This is a genomic window from Brevibacillus laterosporus DSM 25 (assembly GCF_002706795.1).
Classification (GTDB): Bacteria; Bacillota; Bacilli; order Brevibacillales; family Brevibacillaceae; genus Brevibacillus_B; species Brevibacillus_B laterosporus.
In genome coordinates this window covers 5297333-5315317 of sequence record NZ_CP017705.1, presented here as the reverse complement: position 1 = coordinate 5315317, position 17985 = coordinate 5297333, and the positions used below count along the sequence as shown (strand labels likewise).

At 39.8% G+C, this 17985-nt stretch carries 16 protein-coding genes; 10 read left to right on the top strand and 6 right to left on the bottom strand.

Going from position 1 to position 17985, the window contains the following annotated elements:
- The first annotated feature begins 22 nt into the window (after positions 1 to 22).
- From BrL25_RS24210 to BrL25_RS24185, 6 genes are all read left to right on the top strand, one after another.
- A complete protein-coding gene (locus BrL25_RS24210; RefSeq protein WP_018670625.1) occupies positions 23 to 2101 on the top strand; it encodes a glycoside hydrolase family 3 protein in 2079 nt (692 codons plus the stop codon).
- 13 nt (positions 2102 to 2114) lie between these two features.
- Positions 2115 to 2987: a divergent polysaccharide deacetylase family protein gene (locus BrL25_RS24205; protein ID WP_018670626.1), complete on the top strand. Its 873-nt coding sequence runs from the start codon at positions 2115 to 2117 to the stop codon at positions 2985 to 2987.
- Positions 2988 to 3172: 185 nt separating this feature from the next.
- Positions 3173 to 3469 carry a hypothetical protein gene (locus tag BrL25_RS24200; RefSeq protein ID WP_026315071.1) on the top strand — a complete coding sequence of 99 codons (297 nt, stop codon included), beginning with the start codon at positions 3173 to 3175 and terminating at the stop codon, positions 3467 to 3469.
- Positions 3470 to 3489: 20 nt separating this feature from the next.
- Positions 3490 to 4269 carry a membrane protein insertase YidC gene (gene yidC, locus BrL25_RS24195; RefSeq protein ID WP_018670628.1) on the top strand — a complete coding sequence of 260 codons (780 nt, stop codon included), beginning with the start codon at positions 3490 to 3492 and terminating at the stop codon, positions 4267 to 4269.
- A 221-nt stretch (positions 4270 to 4490) separates the two neighbouring features.
- Positions 4491 to 4718: a GNAT family N-acetyltransferase gene (locus tag BrL25_RS26635; protein WP_081621593.1), complete on the top strand. Its 228-nt coding sequence runs from the start codon at positions 4491 to 4493 to the stop codon at positions 4716 to 4718.
- Positions 4719 to 4825: 107 nt separating this feature from the next.
- Positions 4826 to 5257: a CHRD domain-containing protein gene (locus BrL25_RS24185; protein WP_018670629.1), complete on the top strand. Its 432-nt coding sequence runs from the start codon at positions 4826 to 4828 to the stop codon at positions 5255 to 5257.
- 312 nt (positions 5258 to 5569) lie between these two features.
- On the opposite strand, the gene BrL25_RS24180 is transcribed toward BrL25_RS24185, so the two are convergent.
- The 4 genes from BrL25_RS24180 to BrL25_RS24165 all read right to left on the bottom strand — a co-directional run bounded on the left by BrL25_RS24180 (position 5570) and on the right by BrL25_RS24165 (position 9618).
- The gene (locus tag BrL25_RS24180; RefSeq protein WP_018670630.1) at positions 5570 to 6934 is read right to left on the bottom strand and encodes a sensor histidine kinase; all 1365 of its coding nucleotides are present in this window, start codon (positions 6932 to 6934) and stop codon (positions 5570 to 5572) included.
- Positions 6935 to 7618: a response regulator transcription factor gene (locus tag BrL25_RS24175; RefSeq protein WP_018670631.1), complete on the bottom strand. Its 684-nt coding sequence runs from the start codon at positions 7616 to 7618 to the stop codon at positions 6935 to 6937. It lies immediately after the preceding gene.
- A 308-nt stretch (positions 7619 to 7926) separates the two neighbouring features.
- Complete coding sequence (locus BrL25_RS24990; protein WP_140576349.1) at positions 7927 to 8304, bottom strand: hypothetical protein; 378 nt, start codon at positions 8302 to 8304, stop codon at positions 7927 to 7929.
- A gap of 36 nt (positions 8305 to 8340) precedes the next feature.
- Complete coding sequence (locus tag BrL25_RS24165; RefSeq protein ID WP_018670633.1) at positions 8341 to 9618, bottom strand: glycoside hydrolase family 18 protein; 1278 nt, start codon at positions 9616 to 9618, stop codon at positions 8341 to 8343.
- A 396-nt stretch (positions 9619 to 10014) separates the two neighbouring features.
- Between BrL25_RS24165 and brnQ the strand changes: the two genes are divergently transcribed.
- Positions 10015 to 11337, top strand: a complete 1323-nt coding sequence (gene brnQ / locus BrL25_RS24160) for a branched-chain amino acid transport system II carrier protein (RefSeq protein WP_018670634.1) — start codon at positions 10015 to 10017, stop codon at positions 11335 to 11337.
- A 1138-nt stretch (positions 11338 to 12475) separates the two neighbouring features.
- Here the strand turns inward: brnQ and BrL25_RS24155 are convergent.
- Positions 12476 to 13651: a radical SAM/SPASM domain-containing protein gene (locus tag BrL25_RS24155; protein ID WP_018670636.1), complete on the bottom strand. Its 1176-nt coding sequence runs from the start codon at positions 13649 to 13651 to the stop codon at positions 12476 to 12478.
- Positions 13652 to 13787: 136 nt separating this feature from the next.
- Here BrL25_RS24155 and BrL25_RS24150 point away from each other — a divergent pair, with 136 nt between their 5' ends.
- The 3 genes from BrL25_RS24150 (at position 13788) to BrL25_RS24140 (ending at position 17009) form a co-directional block, all read left to right on the top strand.
- The gene (locus tag BrL25_RS24150; RefSeq protein ID WP_018670637.1) at positions 13788 to 14306 is read left to right on the top strand and encodes a cation-binding protein; all 519 of its coding nucleotides are present in this window, start codon (positions 13788 to 13790) and stop codon (positions 14304 to 14306) included.
- A gap of 32 nt (positions 14307 to 14338) precedes the next feature.
- Positions 14339 to 15433 carry a TIGR04053 family radical SAM/SPASM domain-containing protein gene (locus BrL25_RS24145; RefSeq protein WP_018670638.1) on the top strand — a complete coding sequence of 365 codons (1095 nt, stop codon included), beginning with the start codon at positions 14339 to 14341 and terminating at the stop codon, positions 15431 to 15433.
- A 283-nt stretch (positions 15434 to 15716) separates the two neighbouring features.
- Positions 15717 to 17009, top strand: a complete 1293-nt coding sequence (locus BrL25_RS24140; RefSeq protein WP_018670639.1) for a NarK family nitrate/nitrite MFS transporter — start codon at positions 15717 to 15719, stop codon at positions 17007 to 17009.
- Between the two features lie 58 nt (positions 17010 to 17067).
- Here the strand turns inward: BrL25_RS24140 and BrL25_RS24135 are convergent, their stop codons facing one another.
- A complete protein-coding gene (locus BrL25_RS24135; protein WP_018670640.1) occupies positions 17068 to 17775 on the bottom strand; it encodes a Crp/Fnr family transcriptional regulator in 708 nt (235 codons plus the stop codon).
- Between the last annotated feature and the right edge of the window lie 210 nt (positions 17776 to 17985).

Genomic DNA, 17985 nt, shown 5'->3' with positions numbered 1-17985 from the left:
AACATGTGACGGAGGCCTATTCATGAAACGAAAGCATATTTTCGCTTATACGTCAGTCAGCTTGATTCTCTTTGCTTGTTTTTTCATTCCCCTTTTATCAAAGGACAGAGCAGATATCATGCGAACATCAACTGTTTCCACTATTTACCCTACGGATTTATTGTTCGCGCAAAATCTTCCTGAAACACCCAAGATATACTCCACCAAACAGATTCAATTACAGGCATTACATACCTATGCCGATGGGCATCTCACCAAGGCCCAAGCTAATATAAGCTGGAGCTCAAGCAATACGCAAGTAGCAACGGTTTCGAGAGAAGGGCTTTTAACCATACAGGGTAAGTTGGGTCAAACAGTCATTTTAGTGTCAGATGGAACCTACCATGATCGCTTGGTTCTTAAAAGAATGGACAAGAAAAGTGTGAAAATCCTTGCTGAGAAACAGGATAGATACGATGTTATTCCTCGGATGCTTGCTAACATGAGTGTGGCTGAAAAAGTAGGACAGACACTAATGCCAAGCTTTAGTATGTATGGTGGAAAGCCTTTCCATGAAGTGACACCAGAAATTGCGAATATGATAAAGAAGCTTCATTTAGGTGGCATCATTTTATTTAAAGACAGCTTAGATGAAACCAAACAAATTGTTCAACTAACGAATGCTCTTCAAACAACTCAACATAAATTTGGTTTACTTATTGGTACTGATCAGGAAGGGGGGATTGTTTCACGACTGAAACAAGGGACAAATATGCCAGGTAATATGGCATTAGGTGCAACAAGAAATCCAAATCTAGCATATCAGGCAGGACAAGTAATGGCAGACGAACTGCTTTCACTTGGGATCAATTTAGATTTTGCACCAACCATAGACGTCAATAATAATTCTAAGAATCCAGTGATTGGTGTACGCTCTTATGGTGAGAACCCACAATTGGTAGCCAAAATGGGGACTTCCTTTATTGCAGGTATGCAGAAAACAGGAGTCGTGGCTAGCGGAAAGCACTTTCCCGGACATGGCAATACATCGGTAGATTCCCATGTAGGCTTACCAGTCATTTCGTATGGGGAAACACAGTTGGAACAAGTTGAGTTCATCCCATTTCGACAAGCGATTAAGGAGGGGGTAGATTCTGTCTTAGTCGCTCATATAGCTTTTCCACAGATCGAGTCCACAAAGGTAATGTCTAATCAAAAGGGTAAATCTATTTACCTACCAGCAACCCTATCGCCTAGGCTCATCCAAGGTTTATTACGCAAAGAGTTTGGTTATGATGGATTAGTTATTACGGATGCTATGGATATGGGAGGTATTACACAACATTTCGAGACAGTGGATGCCAGTATTCGTGCAATGAATGCTGGTGCGGACATTATTTTAATGCCCCCAGATGTTGAAAAGGTAAGTCTAGGAATGCAGGAAGCTGTCATGGCGGGAGCGATTAAGAAAGAACGTTTGGATGAAGCTGTCAGACGAATACTGTCAGTAAAGATTAGAAGAGGAATTTTTCCGCAGGAACAGAGGCCAAGTGTACCTATCCTTCAACAAATCGCAGAGAAATCCATAACTTCAGTGGCCCACAAACAAGTGGAGCGAGCAATTGCTGAACACTCCATTACAGTGGTCAAAAATGACGGATTGTTACCTCTTCATCCCTCTTCGACACAGAAAATAGCTGTGATTGGTCAGAAATATACGAGTGAACTGACTAAGGAAATCCAGAAATATCATCAGAATACAGTAGCGATTACTATTGCCCATGTGGTCACAGCTGAGCAACAAAAAGAAATAGATCGTGCCGACGTATTGATGGTATTGCCAGATTCACTCTCAGGTGGCATACAATCCGTAAATCAGGTATTAACAAAACAGATTCAACAAAAGAAAAAGCCGGTAATTATGATTTCTACACGAAATCCATATCAACTGACTTATTTTCAAAACGTCCCTGTGTATGTGGCGCAATATGGATATGCAAAAGTAAGCTTTCAAGCCACAGCTGCGATTCTGTTTGGTAAATTGAAAGCGAAGGGAAAGCTACCTGTTACGATCTACGATACGAAAGGCAATGTTTTGTATCCCTATGGTCATGGACTTTAAGGATTAAAATAGAGTGAAAAGGGATGCTGTTGCACATACTACCAAAAAAGGTGTAAAGGTAGGTTTATGTATGTGGATTGCTTCTAAACTAGGAATAGTCTTGATGCTATGTGGAGCACTTGTATGCTCCTCAGTCACAGCTTCTGAACAAAAAATTCCCGAACCCATTAAAACACACAAAGTTGCCCTCATCATAGACGATTTTGGCAACAATATGAAAGGAACAGAGGAAATTCTTAATTTACCTATTCCTTTAACCATTGCAGTCATGCCATTTCTGCCAAGTACAAAAAAAGACGCAGAAATGGCCCATCAAAAGAAACACGATGTAATTGTTCACATGCCGATGGAACCAATGAAGGGTCCTAAAAACTGGCTAGGTCCTGGAGCACTTATGAGTAATTTAAGTGACGAGGAGATTCGTCAGCGAGTGAACAAAGCGATTGATGATGTTCCGCACGCAATAGGCATGAACAATCATATGGGATCTAAAATTACCCAAAATCCCCGTATTATGCGGATTGTATTGCAGGTATGTAAAGAACGAGGGCTTTTTTACATTGACAGTAAGACCTCTTATAAAAGCATTGTTGGGCAGGTCGCCCGAGAATTGCAGGTTCCTTACATTGAGAACATGATATTCTTAGATGATGTGCATACGACTTCACACATCGCGAAACAACTGAAGCTCATTAGTGAAAAAGTGAAGCAAAATGAAGCATGTATTGCTATCGGCCATGTAGGCCCTGGTGGCAAAAAAGTTGCCAAAGCCATACTCAGCTATTTACCTCAATTACAAAAAGAAGCCACTATCATGCATGTATCTCAAATGGTAAATGAGAAACAAGCTACACCCACAAAGACTGAAAAGGGGACGAAAAAATAAAGAAAAAACGATCACAGCCATAGCTCTATCTCAGGTCAATTTATGAGTGATTGGCTGCTTTTTTTTGTTCAAAAACAGTCTTCTCCTTCCTGAAAATGTTACTATCCAACCCACTCCCACAATGGATGGGCAGTATGTTACAATAGGAACTGTACTTGCTAGTAATGTACAGATAGGGAGGTGAGATGCACGTGGTGGATGAATTAATTGGTTTGTCATTACCTTATGTTTGGTTGCTCTTCTGGGTATCTATAATCGTGATTCCATGTTGTCAATTACTATTTACCCACATCGTTGGTAAACGTCAATCAATGCAATACGAAGAACGTTTTGAATGGCGTCAACAGCTGGTGACAATGCCAATACGTTCGTCTTTTATTAACTTATATCGACGCGTACCTATGCGAAAAGAGAAGCGAGCAACCACGTCATCAGATGATACACTCCCAATCGTTCTCCTTGTTTGTTTATCGAGTTTGTAAACAATGAGGAGGATTTGTTCATGAAAGCTGTACGTAAATCATTACCTGTATTTTTACTTGGTGCTTTGGTGTTGTTACTGAGCGGGTGTAGCAATACGGCTCCGATAACATCAGATAGTCCTGGTATCTGGGATCACTTTTTTGTTTATCCATTCTCTTGGTTGATCCAAAACGTTGCTAGCGTAACAGACGGTAATTATGGGTTAGCAATTGTCATTATGACGCTGTTGATTCGAACTCTTTTATTGCCTCTCATGATGAAGCAAATGAAAAGTGGAGCTTCCATGAGAAAGCTGCAACCGGAAATTGATAAACTGAAAAGAAAATATAGTAATTCCAATCAGGACCCCAAACAAGCACAAAAAATGCAAATGGAAATGATGGAACTGTACAAAACAAGCGGAGTCAATCCAATGGCAGGTTGTCTACCCGCTCTCGTTCAAATGCCGATTTTAATGGCATTTTACTTCGCGATTCGTCGCACACCAGAGATTGCTGACCATTCATTTATGTGGTTTAACTTGGGTCATGCTGATCCGTTTTATATATTGCCTTTACTAGCAGCAGCTACAACCTTTTTCCAAACGATGCTGTCAAGCAAAATGACTCCTGCTATGGGAGCTAATAATATGAAGATTTTCTATTATATGATGCCGATCATGATCTTTATGGCAGGGATGAATCTACCAGCAGCACTTCCGCTGTACTGGGTCGTGGGTGGAGTATTTTCGCTCGTGCAAACCTATTTTTTAAATAAGGTGTATCATCTGCCGCTAACTTCTTCTACTAGTACAAAATAAACGAAAATGATCACGAAGAGGATAGTTGTTCATTTGAGCATGGATGACTATCCTCTTTTCTTTGTTAAAAAAAAATTGTATTTTGCAGCCCACTAGATCATAGGTGAAATTGTAGAATTATGGAATGAGAATTGTATAGAAACAGCAGAATGTGAGTTAACAGAGGGCGATAAGTAGCTATCACACATCAGATTACGAAATATTGTGAATCTACATATGAAATGGTGTATGTAGCATTTGATGAAACATCTAAACTAGTCGGTTTTGGTCTCGCATCCCTAAAAAAAGATTTAATAATAGAGTACTGCTATGGGCAAATCGATGAATTGTATGTAGTCCCTGAATACCGCAGGCGGAAAACAGGGCAAGCAATTGCTGAGAAATTGAGTGACTGGCTCCATTCTCAAGAGGCTTCTCCTATTTATGTAAGCAGATCAGTTGCTCTCTGACGGAATCAAATCGTTAGAGGGCTGTTTATTTTGTATTCATCTGAAGTAGTTGAACATACAAGCCATTCTTGATCTTCTTAATAAAATACTATAAAGGAGGTATAGAGATGACAATACAATTTCGGGCTAAGCTGCGAGGTTCTGAGGAAGTCCCACCTGTTTTCACAAATGCTACTGGAACCGCTGCGTTCAAGCTAAGTGCAGATAATAGCCGACTTGATTTTCGTTTATCGCTACATGAGCTACGTAACCTGACTCAAGCTCATATTCATATCGGGGCAAGAGGAGTTAATGGACCTATAGTGGTATTCCTTTTTGGGCCAGTACAACGTGGAATTAGTGTATGCGATGCTACTGTGACTGGATCTATTACTAGTGCAGATTTAGTTGGTCCACTTCAAGGAAGAACACTCGCCGAATTAGTGCAACTTATTTTAAGTGGAGAAACCTATGTAAATGCTCATACCACTCAACATCCTAATGGGGAAATACGTGGTCAGATACGTAGAGTTGAAAAAGTTTGTATTTGTAAATGCTAGGCTGTTTACTCATTACTTTAAGTAGATAGGATCAAGACTCAACGCCTATTTCAGCAGAATGGGCAAAATTTTGACAGGCTTTAGATGTACGGTTTTGTCAAAGCTAATATCTGTTTGGAAATGAAAAGAAAACCCTTTTAGCAAACCGCCTGTAACAAGGCGGCTTTTTTAAGAAAAACTTCAATTAAATGAGATGTTACTATGGAAGTAAAGACTAGTAGTGACTGGTAGCCTATATGAAAAAGTCGTTTCCTATTTTGTAAAGAAACGACTTTTTATATACTAGTTATGGAGGAAGAAGGTCGATTCTTATTAACAGGGGAGCCATATTACAACCTCAGTTCCTCCCGTGTGTGTTCTTCGCATCTCGATACGCCCATGGTGCAAATCAACGATTGATTTGGCGATTGATAAGCCAAGCCCGCTTCCTCCTTTTTCACGAGTTCGAGATTTATCTACTCGATAGAACCGTTCAAATACATTTGCACGTTCTGCATCTGGAATTCCCACACCAGTATCTTTTATATGAATCTCAACCCAAGATTCGGTAGAAAAGACATGAACCTCTACAAAGCCTTCCTCTGTGTATTTTTTTGCATTATCTAACAAAATATCAAATAGTTGACGAATTTTACCTGTATTCATAGGCAGTGTTAATGGAGTATCCCAAGAAAAGTGAAGCGAAAGGTGTTTAGGAAAAACTGTTGTCCAAGTGGTACGGATTTCTTCTAACAAAGGAACCATATCTTGAGTCGCAAATATGGCTTCTCTAGAAGTATTATCCTGTAACTTAGCAAGAGATAGTAGATCTTCAATCAACTCAAAAAGGCGAGAACACTCTTGAAGCATGGCAGAAAGCGCCTCATCTCTTACCTCAGGATTATGCTTTCCCCAGCGTTGAAGTAGTCGTGCATAGCCTTCAATGATAGCGAGTGGCGTTTTAAATTCATGAGAAGCATCTGCAATAAATTGTTGTTGTTTACTGAAGGCATCCTCTACACGATCTAATAGGGAATTAAAAGCTAAGACTAAATCTTTGATTTCAACATCATTCGTGATTATGGGAAGACGTGTACCTAAATCTTCAGCTTCTTTTTTTTGAATCTGCTCAATCAATTGGGTTAACGGCTGTAGTCCAATTTGGGTCAATTGATAGACACCGATGGCTGAAATGACAAAGGTAGAGATAGCAGACCAGCAGAGAATTTGAATCAGAATCCGAAGAATGGGACGGATCTGTTCATTGTCCTGAATGATGGTTAGTAAGAGGACATCAGGAAAACCAGGTAATTGAACGGATTGCATGGAGCTAATCACATTTTTTTGATTACCTAAGTCCTCTTCCGTCCAACCAGTACCAATCACAGAGGCTAGGTTTTTTTTAGTAGAGGTTTCTAATAGAATCGCTTGATGAACATCAGCATATTTCAACAGTACATCCTTTACAACTTGAAGATTAGTTGTTTTATAGTCCAATGTTGCTTTCTGTAATTCATTTAAAATCGTAACAATCTTCTTTTGTAGTTGCTTTTGTTCATATTGATAGACCAAGTTACTAGTAGACATGTAGACAAACAAATTCATAAATAACAAAAACAGAGTCATTGCAGTAGTCAATATGATGGTTAACCGCCAAGTTAAGGAAGTGGGCATACGTCTAGCTACTTTTTTTAACATTTATTCCACCCGCAAGCTGTAGCCAACTCCACGAATGGTATGGATTAATTTTTTGGCTCGTTTTCGTTCAATCTTATTGCGTAAGTAGCGGATATACACATCGACTACGTTGGTATTGCCCATAAAGTCGAATCCCCAAACTGCTGTCAACAATTGTTCTCGTGTCAAAGCTTGTTCCTGATGATTGGCCAAGTACAACAATAGATCAAATTCTCGTGGGGTTAAAAGAATTTCCTTCGTATCGCGGAAAACACGACGGTTCTGTACTTGGATTTCAAGAGAGTCGATGTGAAGGATTTCCTGGTTCTTGGAAACAACCGGACGAAGATTAGCACGGATTCGGGCAAATAACTCTTCGATAGCAAAGGGTTTAGTTAAATAATCATTAGCACCGCTGTCTAGTCCAGCAACAATATCGGTAACCTCATTACGTGCCGTAAGCATGATGATTGGAACCTCACTCCCTGTTTCTCGGATACGCCGACACACCTCAATACCAGAGATTTGAGGAATCATGACATCCAATAGAATGAGATCGTACTCGTTATGTAAGGCTCTTTCAAGTCCAATTGCCCCATCATGACAAATCTCTACTTTATATCCCTCATTCATTAATTCCAATTGTAAATAACGTGCAAGGTTTTTCTCATCTTCTACTAAGAGAAAGCTCCCTGTCGGACTCATGCTCCCTGTCACCTCTGCTTTGTAAATCTATGCTGATATTCCAAAAAACAGGTATATCTGTAGTAGTGTAACCAGCTTATCCCTCTTTTACCAATTATCATTAAATTATGCTGGAGGTATTATAGAATAGTTGTAAGATATTACAAAGAGCGGAACGACTTTACTACACAAGATAAACAGGAAGCTTTCTCGCAAGGCTATTTTTATTCAAGAGCTTTATCACGATTAAAAGAGGTAAATGATCTAGTTCAAAATACAAGCATGAGTAGATTACTTTGGAAGGTTAGCGACTTGGGGGAGCCCATATGCTACTTAGAAAATCCTCCAGTTATGAGCCCTTGTGATAAAGGAGCAATACTTGTTTTTAGACTACTGTAAAACTGCTGAACGGCAGGAGTGTACAATAGGTGCTTTTGCTGATTATAGGCTCCAATTTTCATGTTTGAATCTTGTAATGAATGCAAATCATTCTGTAATAGATGAGCAGTTTCACTTTTGGGATAATCGCGTAGAATTTGACGATAGTAACCTTGCAAACCAGGTTGCAGTAGCAGTGTTTGCGGTTCATAAACCGGACTTTGCGGCATTCCTTTTATATAACAGAGCAAATAGGCGCGGTACATAGAATAGACAGTGTTGCGTTTTGTGCAAGAAGAGAGCTTGGCGAAATGAGACTGTCGGAACACACGACAGTCTCGCTTAGGTTACTCAGATCGGGTGTATCAAGATTTTTTAACTTGAAAGGTATGGTCCAATAGCACCCAGTTTTGCCTAAAGGGAATGCCTAATCTCCAATAGCTGATTCCACGTAATTTCAGCTCCTGCAATAAAGAAAACTTAGCACGCATGGAGCGTGCATCTTCAAACCAGACTTCATGCTCACGGCCTTGTTCATCGTAATACCGAAAGTGTGGTGCTTGCGCAACCGAGTCATATTGAATCGATTGCTGGTAACGTCGGGCTAGGTTAACCGCCTCTTTAGGACTCACTACTTTCGCATACTTGCCCCCTGGACGATAAGGAAGCGTCCAGTCATAGCCGTATAAATTTTGTCCCATCATTATTTTTTTAGAGGGAATTTCCGTTAGTGCATATTCCAGAACGCGACGTACCGGTCCGATTGGCGAGACAGCCATCGGAGGACCCCCACTATATCCCCATTCATAGGTCATGATAATCACAAAATCAACAATTTCCCCATGGGCACGATAGTCATGAGCTTCGTACCATTGCCCTTGTTGTGTAGCGCTTGTTTTCGGGGCAAGCGCTGTGGAGATCATATATCCATTTGCATGAAGACGGTCCCTTGCTTTACGTAAAAATTGATTATAAGCTTCACGATCTTTGGGATAAAGGTGTTCAATATCAAAATGAATGTCACTGAACCCATATCTTTTCGCTCTCTGTATAATCTCATCAAGCAAGCGATTTTGTTTTTGCTCATCATGTAAAATTTCTCCACCTAATTCCGCACTAAACTGATTATTTTCTATGTTTGTAATCACCATCATCAAGGTGGCTCCATTTGAGGTGGCGATAGCAGGCAAATCGTCCAACTCAAGTGAGGTAAGGGTCCCATCACGTTTGATTTGGTAGCTAAATGGAGCAATGTACGTTAGATAAGGTGCTGCTTCACGAGCAGTCCGTTCAGTTACAGCGAGGTTTTTACGTGGCTCTATGTAAGCATTAACTACAATCGTGGGCTGGGGTGGCTGAGGGATGGTTAAGACCATGCCAGGATAAATAGGTCTTGAAGCAGAAAGATCATTTGCTTCTGCTAGTTGTTGAACAGAAACATTAAATCTAATCCCAATCTGATAAAGCGTATCACCAGGCTGGACCGTGTACTGCTTCGGAGTAACGATTACGAGTGATTGACCTACTACTAGGCTTTGTTGGGGCGTAAGATCATTATCGTTGGCGATTTGTTCTACAGAGGTTTTATATCGATTGGCGATCCGATACAAACTGTCACCAGGTCGGACAACATAAATGATCATGAGGCCACCTCCTTGTTGTTTATCTATTTTACTCATATTCAGAAGGAAGCTAATTTAGATACTATTTTTCTTGGATGTATTGGGAGGGAATTACGTGATGCTTGTTTTTTATCAAGGGCATCAAATAGGCTTCCTTGTTTTACAATAGACACTGGGAGTCACCACCACCTCTTAAGTTTAGATCGCACTTAACTTATTAGAGATTTGGGGAGGTACTCCTTTTTCTATGCTCAAAAACTCTTGAGCCCGTAGGACTTATGAAATTGATTAAATTTTATTAATAAAATTTAAATTCTAATTGTTTGTTATTTTTTATCTCTTGCTTCTTAATAACTCATCCGATAGAATTGCTATATTGATTAACAAAAATAAAAAAACATGAATCAGGAGTTTGTTATGAATAATTCTTCTTTGAGATTTTCACAAATCTTCACGATTGGGTTATTGCTATTTGCTATCTTTTTTGGTGCCGGAAATGTGATTTTCCCTCCTGCATTGGGACAAGCAGCAGGAACGAATATGTGGATTACCATTATCGGTTTTATTGTGACAGATGTAGGTCTTTCTTTACTAGCAATAATAGCAGTTGCTCTTGCGGGTGGTAGTTTTGATAAATTAGGGGCAAAGGTTCATCCAACATTTGCAACCGTACTAAGTATTGTTATCTATCTGGCTATTGGTCCACTTTTTGTTATTCCACGTACTGGAACAGTATCTTTTGAAATGAGTGTGGCCCCTGTATTATCTGAGGGCAATGCGGGAAGATGGTGTTTCCTATTCATTTTCTTCGTTATCACATACCTCTTATCGCTAAACCCCACTAAATTAGTAGACCGTATCGGTAAAATCTTAACGCCTGTCTTTTTAGTTATGATCGGAGTTATTTTAGCGAAGGCTCTTATCTCCCCAATGGGAGCATTTGCTGAGCCAACAGGGGATTATGCTGAAATTCCTTTTTTTAAAGGATTTTTAGAAGGATTTTTAACGCTAGATGCTATTGGTGCTTTAGTAATTTCTGTTATTGTTGTAAATACGATTAAGCAATATGGGGTAACGGAAAGAAAAGCGATTGCCAAAAACATGATTTATGCTGGAATAATTGCTTCTATTGGACTAATGCTTGTTTATTTTGCTTTAGGGTATATTGGAGCTTCTAGTGTTTCACTTGGAGTAGCAAGCAATGGAGGAGAACTTCTTACAAATGTGATGAATCATTTATTTGGAGCAAGTGGGAATTTGTTACTGGGAGCAGTAATCATTTTTGCGTGCTTAACAACTGCTGTTGGCGTTACAGCTGCATTTGGTAACTATTTCTCAAAAATGTTACCGGGTATTTCTTATAAAAAGATTGTCTTGGCTGTTTGTTTATTTAGTTTCGGTATCTCCAACTTAGGACTAAATGCGCTTCTTCAAGTTACAGGGCCTGTATTAATGGTGCTATACCCAATTATCATTGTTTTAATTGTGTTATCGTTTCTTGATAAGTATATAACTGGAAAACCATCTGTTTATATTGTTGCAATGACAGTAGCAACCATTTTTAGTCTCCTTCAAGTACTTGAAGAACAGGGGTGGATGTCAGAGAGCATCATCCGTTATGTACAAATGATTCCCTTTTACCAATTGAAAATTGGATGGATGGTGCCAGCTGCTATTGGTGCTATTGTCGGATATGTCATGCCACAAAAGCCAGTGAAAAAAAGGGGAAAATTAACATAAAATAGAGGTGCTCCCACATTTTTGTCTAGTTTAGAGTTATGGCATTGTTTACATGAAAATGAAACACATGTTGCTATCCTACGTTTGATCTGCATTTTGATAGTCAATCGTTAACGTAAGCTGACAGTGATGTGGGTGTACTTATCGTTTGTAAAAAACCAATAAATTACAGAACTCTTCTTGGTTTCTTTAGCTCTAACGGACACTGTAATTTCAAAGAGCCCATTCCAAGCTCTTTCCGACAAATCCGATAAACCAAATGATAGAAAAATGCCAAACTAATGTTCCAGATCAAATGGACGATAGAAGAAGCCCCATCCCGATATGTCTCTGGGACCGTCTACTGAAAGTGTTCTCACCATTAGGTCACATTATATAGAAGGAACGAGTCGGTGACATTCCTTTGCTGTACCAAGACTAGCGCATCCTGGCAGCTTGCGCTAGTCTTGAGCAGATGTAGCTCGGACATCCAGGTTGATCAAGGCGCAAAAGGAGTAATCGGTAGCCACAACACCTATTGGCGGGCCCGAGTAGTTTAATACTTCAAAAGTAATAATGTTTACCCATTTTTGCTCTATTAGCGTCGAACATTCTCTAGACCAATACTACTTATATTTAAGCGTTGTGCTCTTTCCTTATGTACTAACTTTAATAGTCGTTTTATCTTACTAAGAGGTTGCGAAACCTCATGTCTTAAAATATCCCCAATTAGAAAAAATAAGTGAATTAAATAGAGGTGCTTGTCACTTCTGGTTTTTTTTCAATTTCTGTATCACTGAAATTAGAGCGATTAAAAAAACTACAACAACAGCGACTGATGTTAAGAACGCTACAAAAAGATACAAATTAGTCATACCGAATTGGTCGGCAAACCACCCCAACATTAATAAAGAAACACCAAATGTTAGATTAATCACAATCTCCAGCGCAGCCAATACTTTAGGCAGTTGAATAGCATCTATGCTCTGCTGAAAAAGAGTTCTTCTTATCGATTGTATACACTAGAAGTTTTACTTTCTTCTGGTCGTAGTTTTTGACAACTTGTACATTCAACAAAAAAGCGTGCAGACCTCCATACCTTTCGGTATTTTGTCTACACGCTGAGAGCTTTGCATATGGCAAAGCTCTTTCTATTTACTTATACTGATGCGGCCAAGTGAATTTCATCTTCGGTTAAATAGCATTGTGGATCAGATGCCCAGAAATCCCCATAGAACCCTTGTGCACGAGGCCGGAAGTTCCCGTTACAGACGGAGAAGTATTGACAGGTTGAACAGCGCCCATGAATCTTGGTTTTACGGTCACGCAATCCAAGAAGAATAGGATGTTCTCCTTGCCAAATTTCTGCGAAGGATTGTTCGCGTAGATTTCCAAGAGCAATGTTTTGACTAAATTGATCAGGATGAACAATTCCACGGTGATCAATATTACAAAAAGCGATACCAGAACGATTACCGCCATTGCGTTGCAGTTTTTCCCAGATGCGTTCTGCTAGCTCGGGATTGGTCTCCATCACTTTTAGATAGAGGTAGATAGCGTCTGCATGGTTATCAACGGTCAAAATTTCGCGTGGTTGTCCCGATTCTTGGAAATAATGAATTTTTTCAATAATAAAGTCTAAAGCCTCACGTGTTTGCTGATGAGTAATATCATCCTCGACTCCACCACGACCTGCATAAACGAGGTGGTAGAAACAGACGCGAGGAATGTTTTCTTTTTCAATCAAGTCAAAAATATCTGGCAAGGCTTCAATATTGTGTTTATTCATTGTGAAACGAAGGCCAACCTTTTGACCAACAGCCATGCAATTTCGGATTCCACGAATGGCTAGATCAAAGGCGCCTTCTTTTTGACGGAAAAAATCATGTGTCTTTTGCATACCATCTAGGCTTATGCCAACATAACTAATACCCAAATCTTTTAAGCGCTTTGCCTTTTTCTCATCGATCAGCGTGCCATTGGTTGAAAAGGTAATACGAATACCTCTAGAGATAGCATGTTCTGCTAGTTCAAATATATCAGGCCGAATGAGAGGTTCCCCACCAGAAAACAGGATAACGGGTACTTTCATATCTGCTAATTGGTTAATGACATCATGAGCTTCCTCTGTACTCAGCTCTCCCTCATATTTTTTATTTTCGGAACTGGAGTAGCAGTGTAAGCAGTGAAGATTGCAAGTTTTTGTAATATTCCAAGCAACGACAGGTCCATGCCCCTGATGAGTTCCTGTTTTTTGGTTCCGAGAAGCTTCTGAATATCGTAATTTATCTCCGAAGGTCGTAGTTGTTTCAAGTAAACTGGAAAGTCCTATCATCATATCCTCCCTTAAGCCTTTGTACAAACTTTCACGGCCTAATTCTAGCAAATTGCTGGAAAATAATTTGTGAGGAATATCACTTCTTGGAAAAGGCAACTTGGTTACAATCAAAAAAGAGTAAGGAGGGATTGGTATGCTGGAATACGAGAGCGATTTTGCTATGAAAAAGAAACATGAACACATATTGCTTTCCTATTTGTACAATGATCATAGCGAACTGGATGGAAGACTAAAGCACATTCTGTCACTCATACGTTATGGAACAAAATGGAACGAAGAGTTACATGAAGATTTGCATCGTTTCCTTCAATTCCTTCAAACAGATTTCCGTCGGCACATTATGGTGGAGGACGATATTCTATTTTTTACGTTAACAAATCGACTGGCAACGTTAGAGGCGCCATTACTGCTCATTAAATCAGAACATGATCGCTTATTAGAGATATCAGATCGCATTGGGTCAGAATTGAACCAGTGTGTGTTACAGGAACAAAAAACATCTACGATGGTTTGTTTGCTTAAGCAATTTGATGAGCTATTTGAAGAGCATACAATTAAGGAGGATAGGGTGTTGTACCCGATGGCTAATCAACTGCTGACGTTAGCTGAAAAAGATATCTTGTATCAGACAATCTCCAAACATTATAAATAGATACCATCTTGCCAATGGAGTGAGTGAACTACATGAATTACGACCAGAATCCTTTTATCGTGATTTGGGAAGTGACACGTGCATGTGCTTTGCGTTGTTTGCATTGTCGCGCGGTAGCACAGCCCAATCGTCATCCAGATGAGCTGAGTACAGAAGAAGGGAAGGAATTGTTAGATCAGATCAAAGCCATGGGGAATCCGCTTCTTGTTTTTACTGGTGGCGATCCATTAATGCGTGAAGATTTATATGAATTAATCGATTATGCAGTAAAAATTGGATTGCGCGTTTCGATGTCTCCTAGCGCTACACCACGTGTAACAGAAAAAGCGATCGTAAAAGCAAAAGAGGCCGGATTATCACGTTGGGCTTTTAGTTTAGATGGTCCTACAGCAGATGTGCATGATTACTTCCGCGGGACACCAGGCTCGTATGATATTACGGTAAAGTCGTTGGCTACTTTGCGAAAGCATGGTCTACCTGTTCAATTAAATACAACGATTTCTGTTTACAATGCGCATTTATTAGAGGAAATGTCCCAGATGGTGGAGGAATGGGATGCAGTGCTGTGGAGTGTTTTCTTCTTAATTCCTACAGGAAGAGGGCAAGCAAGTGATGCGGTATCCCCAATGGAGCAGGAGCGCATTTATCGCTGGCTGATCGAGAAGAGTCAGACTGCTAGCTATAGCATCAAAACAACAGCGGCACCTGCTTATCGGAGAGCACTTTATTTTGCAACCCAAAAAGACATGAAAACACAACCTGAGCAAGTAAAAAGGATGGATAATCTAGGGCGCTCGGTTGGGGGAGTTACGGACGGTAAAGGATTTGTGTTCATTTCTCATGTGGGTGATGTTCAACCAAGCGGATTTTTACCGATTTATTGCGGAAATGTACGCAGTACACCTCTGGCAGATTTATACCGTAATCATGCAGTCTTTCGATCGTTACGCTATCCGGATGGCTATTCGGGAAAATGTGGCGTCTGCAACTTTAATCAGGTATGTGGGGGATCACGCGCCCGTGCTTATGCAATGACGAAAGATTATTTGGCAAGCGATCCTTCATGTATGTACATACCTCCAAAATGGGAAGAAGGTTATGGACAAAAGCAACTGGGCTACTTTTAATAGGACAATGTGATCGTGAATAGAAACGAAGAAAAAGAAGCAAGAGATGTGATGTTGACATGCCTTGCTTCTTTTTGTATTCATTTTTAATTTTTTATACATTCACAAAAGAAAAGATGTTTTGTACAAAATGTGAAAACGCAAAACCATGTGATTAAAATCACAAAGTGCTATGTGAGAGTTGGATATGATTTGTGATGAAAAAGGTTGTTTATATAAAAAAGTTCAATTTCGTTTATAAACATGGGTTGAGCGTGTTTGAACTTAGTAGAGGAGGTAACCTATGTCAACAAAAGGAGTAATGAAATGGGAACCGGAGAATCCTGAATTTTGGGAATCTACAGGTAAAAAAGTGGCGAACCGTAACCTTTGGATATCTATTCCAGCCCTATTACTTGCTTTTAGCATTTGGTCCATTTGGTCGGTTGTTGCTGTTAATCTCAATAAAGTTGGATTTCAATTTACACCAGATGAACTATTTAGTTTAGCAGCTCTTCCAGGTCTTTCAGGTGCTACGCTGCGGATTTTATATGCATTTGTTGTTCCGATTTTCGGAGGACGTAATTGGACCGTATGCAGTACAGCTTCTTTGTTAATCCCAGCAATTTGGATTGGATTTGCTGTGCAAGATCCGGCTACATCTTATGAAACAATGGCATTGCTCGCAATTTTATGTGGTTTTGGCGGTGGTAATTTCGCTTCTTCCATGGCAAATATCAGTTTCTTTTTTCCACAAGCCAAGAAAGGCTCTGCCCTGGGTTTAAATGCGGGACTTGGTAATCTTGGTGTAAGTGTAGCGCAATTTCTAATACCAATAGTAATTGGAATTAGCGTATTTGGGAATTTCGGTGGTGGTCCACAAACAAATGGTACAACGCAATTATGGCTGCAAAATGCTGGATTTATCTGGGTAATTCCGATCATACTTACTACAATTGCAGCTATGTTTGGGATGAACAACCTTCCGATGACACAATCGATTAAAGATCAATTGGTTATTTTTAAACGCAAGCATATGTGGATTTGTTCATTTTTATACACAATGAGCTTTGGATCTTTTATCGGGTTTGCAACAGCATTTCCTTTGTTAACTCAGCACCAGTTTCCTGATGTAAATCCGTTGCAATATGCCTTTATTGGTCCTTTATTAGGGGCATTAGTTCGGCCGATTGGTGGTATGCTGGCTGATAAGCTGGGTGGGGCAAGGGTAACTCTCTACAATGTTATTCTGCTGATCGCTGCTACGGCTGGTGTCATCTACTTCATGAATAGTAAAGCATTCTGGGCATTTTTCGCCTGTTTCATCGTGATTTTCTTTACAACGGGAATATGTAATGGTTCCGTTACACGTATGATGCCTACGATTTTCCCGCCAAAAGAAGCGGCACCGGTCATAGGTTTTACATCGGCTATTGCGGCATATGGACAATTCTTTATTCCAAAATCCTTTAGCATGTCGATTAAGTCTACAGGTGCTCCAGATATTGCTTTATATGGGTTCTTGGTGTTTTATGCTGTAGCTTTAGTCTTGTTGTGGTATTTCTATGCACGTAAAAACGCAGAGGTAAAGTGCTAGATAATAGGCCGGCTTGATTTAAAAAAGAGTCTTGGTTGCCAATAACCAAGACTCTCTTTTAAATCTGACATATTTCATTGGGACAATCATCACAGCAGATGGCATCTTTTAAAAAGGAAAGATTTTTAATTAAAATATTTCCTTGTGCATTTTGCTCGATGACATCTTGCTTCTTTAAATCAGACAGCATGCGGTTTACACTTTCTCTGGTTAGCCCAATAAATTGGGCCAAATCCCGATTGGTGAGAGCAAGCGTAATGTAGATGCCTTTTTCATGTTGTTCTCCGTAGCTATTACTTAGTCGAATGAGAGTGGAGTATAGTGCTCCAATTTTTCCATTTAACAACAAATCACGGAATTTAGATTGGATGCGGCGATTCATGATACCCATCCACCGCAAAAATTCAGCACAGAACAGCCCATTCTTTAGTAGAAGGCGCTCTAATGATTGTCGGGGAATAATGTTGATTTCACCCGCTTGCAACATGCTGGCGGTAGTGTTGTAGCTTAAATTCTCTTCAAACAATCCGGGTACACCAACTAGTTCTCCATCGCTAAAGACTTGCAGGGTTAATTCTTTTCCGTCCGTCGTGGTTTTGGTCAGTTTCAATTGTCCGGATTCAATCAGGTATAAATGATCAGCCTTGTCTCCATCCATGAAAAGCACGGAGCCAGCAGCAAATTTTTTAGAAATAGAAATCTCTTTTAGATGCTGGGTAAAGTCGGGGGAGACTTGTTGAATGAATGTAAATCCTTGATTGCCCACAACGAGACCTCCATGCAAATTGACGTTTTCTTTGCGTATTTATTATAGCGATCAATAACTAGAAATGAAAGGCACTATTTCAAAATGTTAAAAATTTGTGCAGGTTCAAGTGATACTCATCACAATGAGCATGAAATGAATTAAGTACAATGACAATCGATCATCACCTAAAAAAGAAAAAACAGGGTAATAAAAACTAAAAATTCCAAG

Coding starts and splice junctions, on each gene's coding strand:
- BrL25_RS24210 (WP_018670625.1), top strand. CDS start 23: ATGAAACGAAAGCATATTTTCGCTTATACGTCAGTCAGCTTGATTCTC.
- BrL25_RS24200 (WP_026315071.1), top strand. CDS start 3,173: ATGCACGTGGTGGATGAATTAATTGGTTTGTCATTACCTTATGTTTGG.
- yidC (WP_018670628.1), top strand. CDS start 3,490: ATGAAAGCTGTACGTAAATCATTACCTGTATTTTTACTTGGTGCTTTG.
- BrL25_RS26635 (WP_081621593.1), top strand. CDS start 4,491: ATGGTGTATGTAGCATTTGATGAAACATCTAAACTAGTCGGTTTTGGT.
- BrL25_RS24185 (WP_018670629.1), top strand. CDS start 4,826: ATGACAATACAATTTCGGGCTAAGCTGCGAGGTTCTGAGGAAGTCCCA.
- BrL25_RS24180 (WP_018670630.1), bottom strand. CDS start 6,934: ATGTTAAAAAAAGTAGCTAGACGTATGCCCACTTCCTTAACTTGGCGG.
- BrL25_RS24175 (WP_018670631.1), bottom strand. CDS start 7,618: ATGAGTCCGACAGGGAGCTTTCTCTTAGTAGAAGATGAGAAAAACCTT.
- BrL25_RS24165 (WP_018670633.1), bottom strand. CDS start 9,618: ATGATCATTTATGTTGTCCGACCTGGTGACAGTTTGTATCGGATCGCC.
- brnQ (WP_018670634.1), top strand. CDS start 10,015: ATGAATAATTCTTCTTTGAGATTTTCACAAATCTTCACGATTGGGTTA.
- BrL25_RS24155 (WP_018670636.1), bottom strand. CDS start 13,651: ATGATAGGACTTTCCAGTTTACTTGAAACAACTACGACCTTCGGAGAT.
- BrL25_RS24150 (WP_018670637.1), top strand. CDS start 13,788: ATGCTGGAATACGAGAGCGATTTTGCTATGAAAAAGAAACATGAACAC.
- BrL25_RS24145 (WP_018670638.1), top strand. CDS start 14,339: ATGAATTACGACCAGAATCCTTTTATCGTGATTTGGGAAGTGACACGT.
- BrL25_RS24140 (WP_018670639.1), top strand. CDS start 15,717: ATGTCAACAAAAGGAGTAATGAAATGGGAACCGGAGAATCCTGAATTT.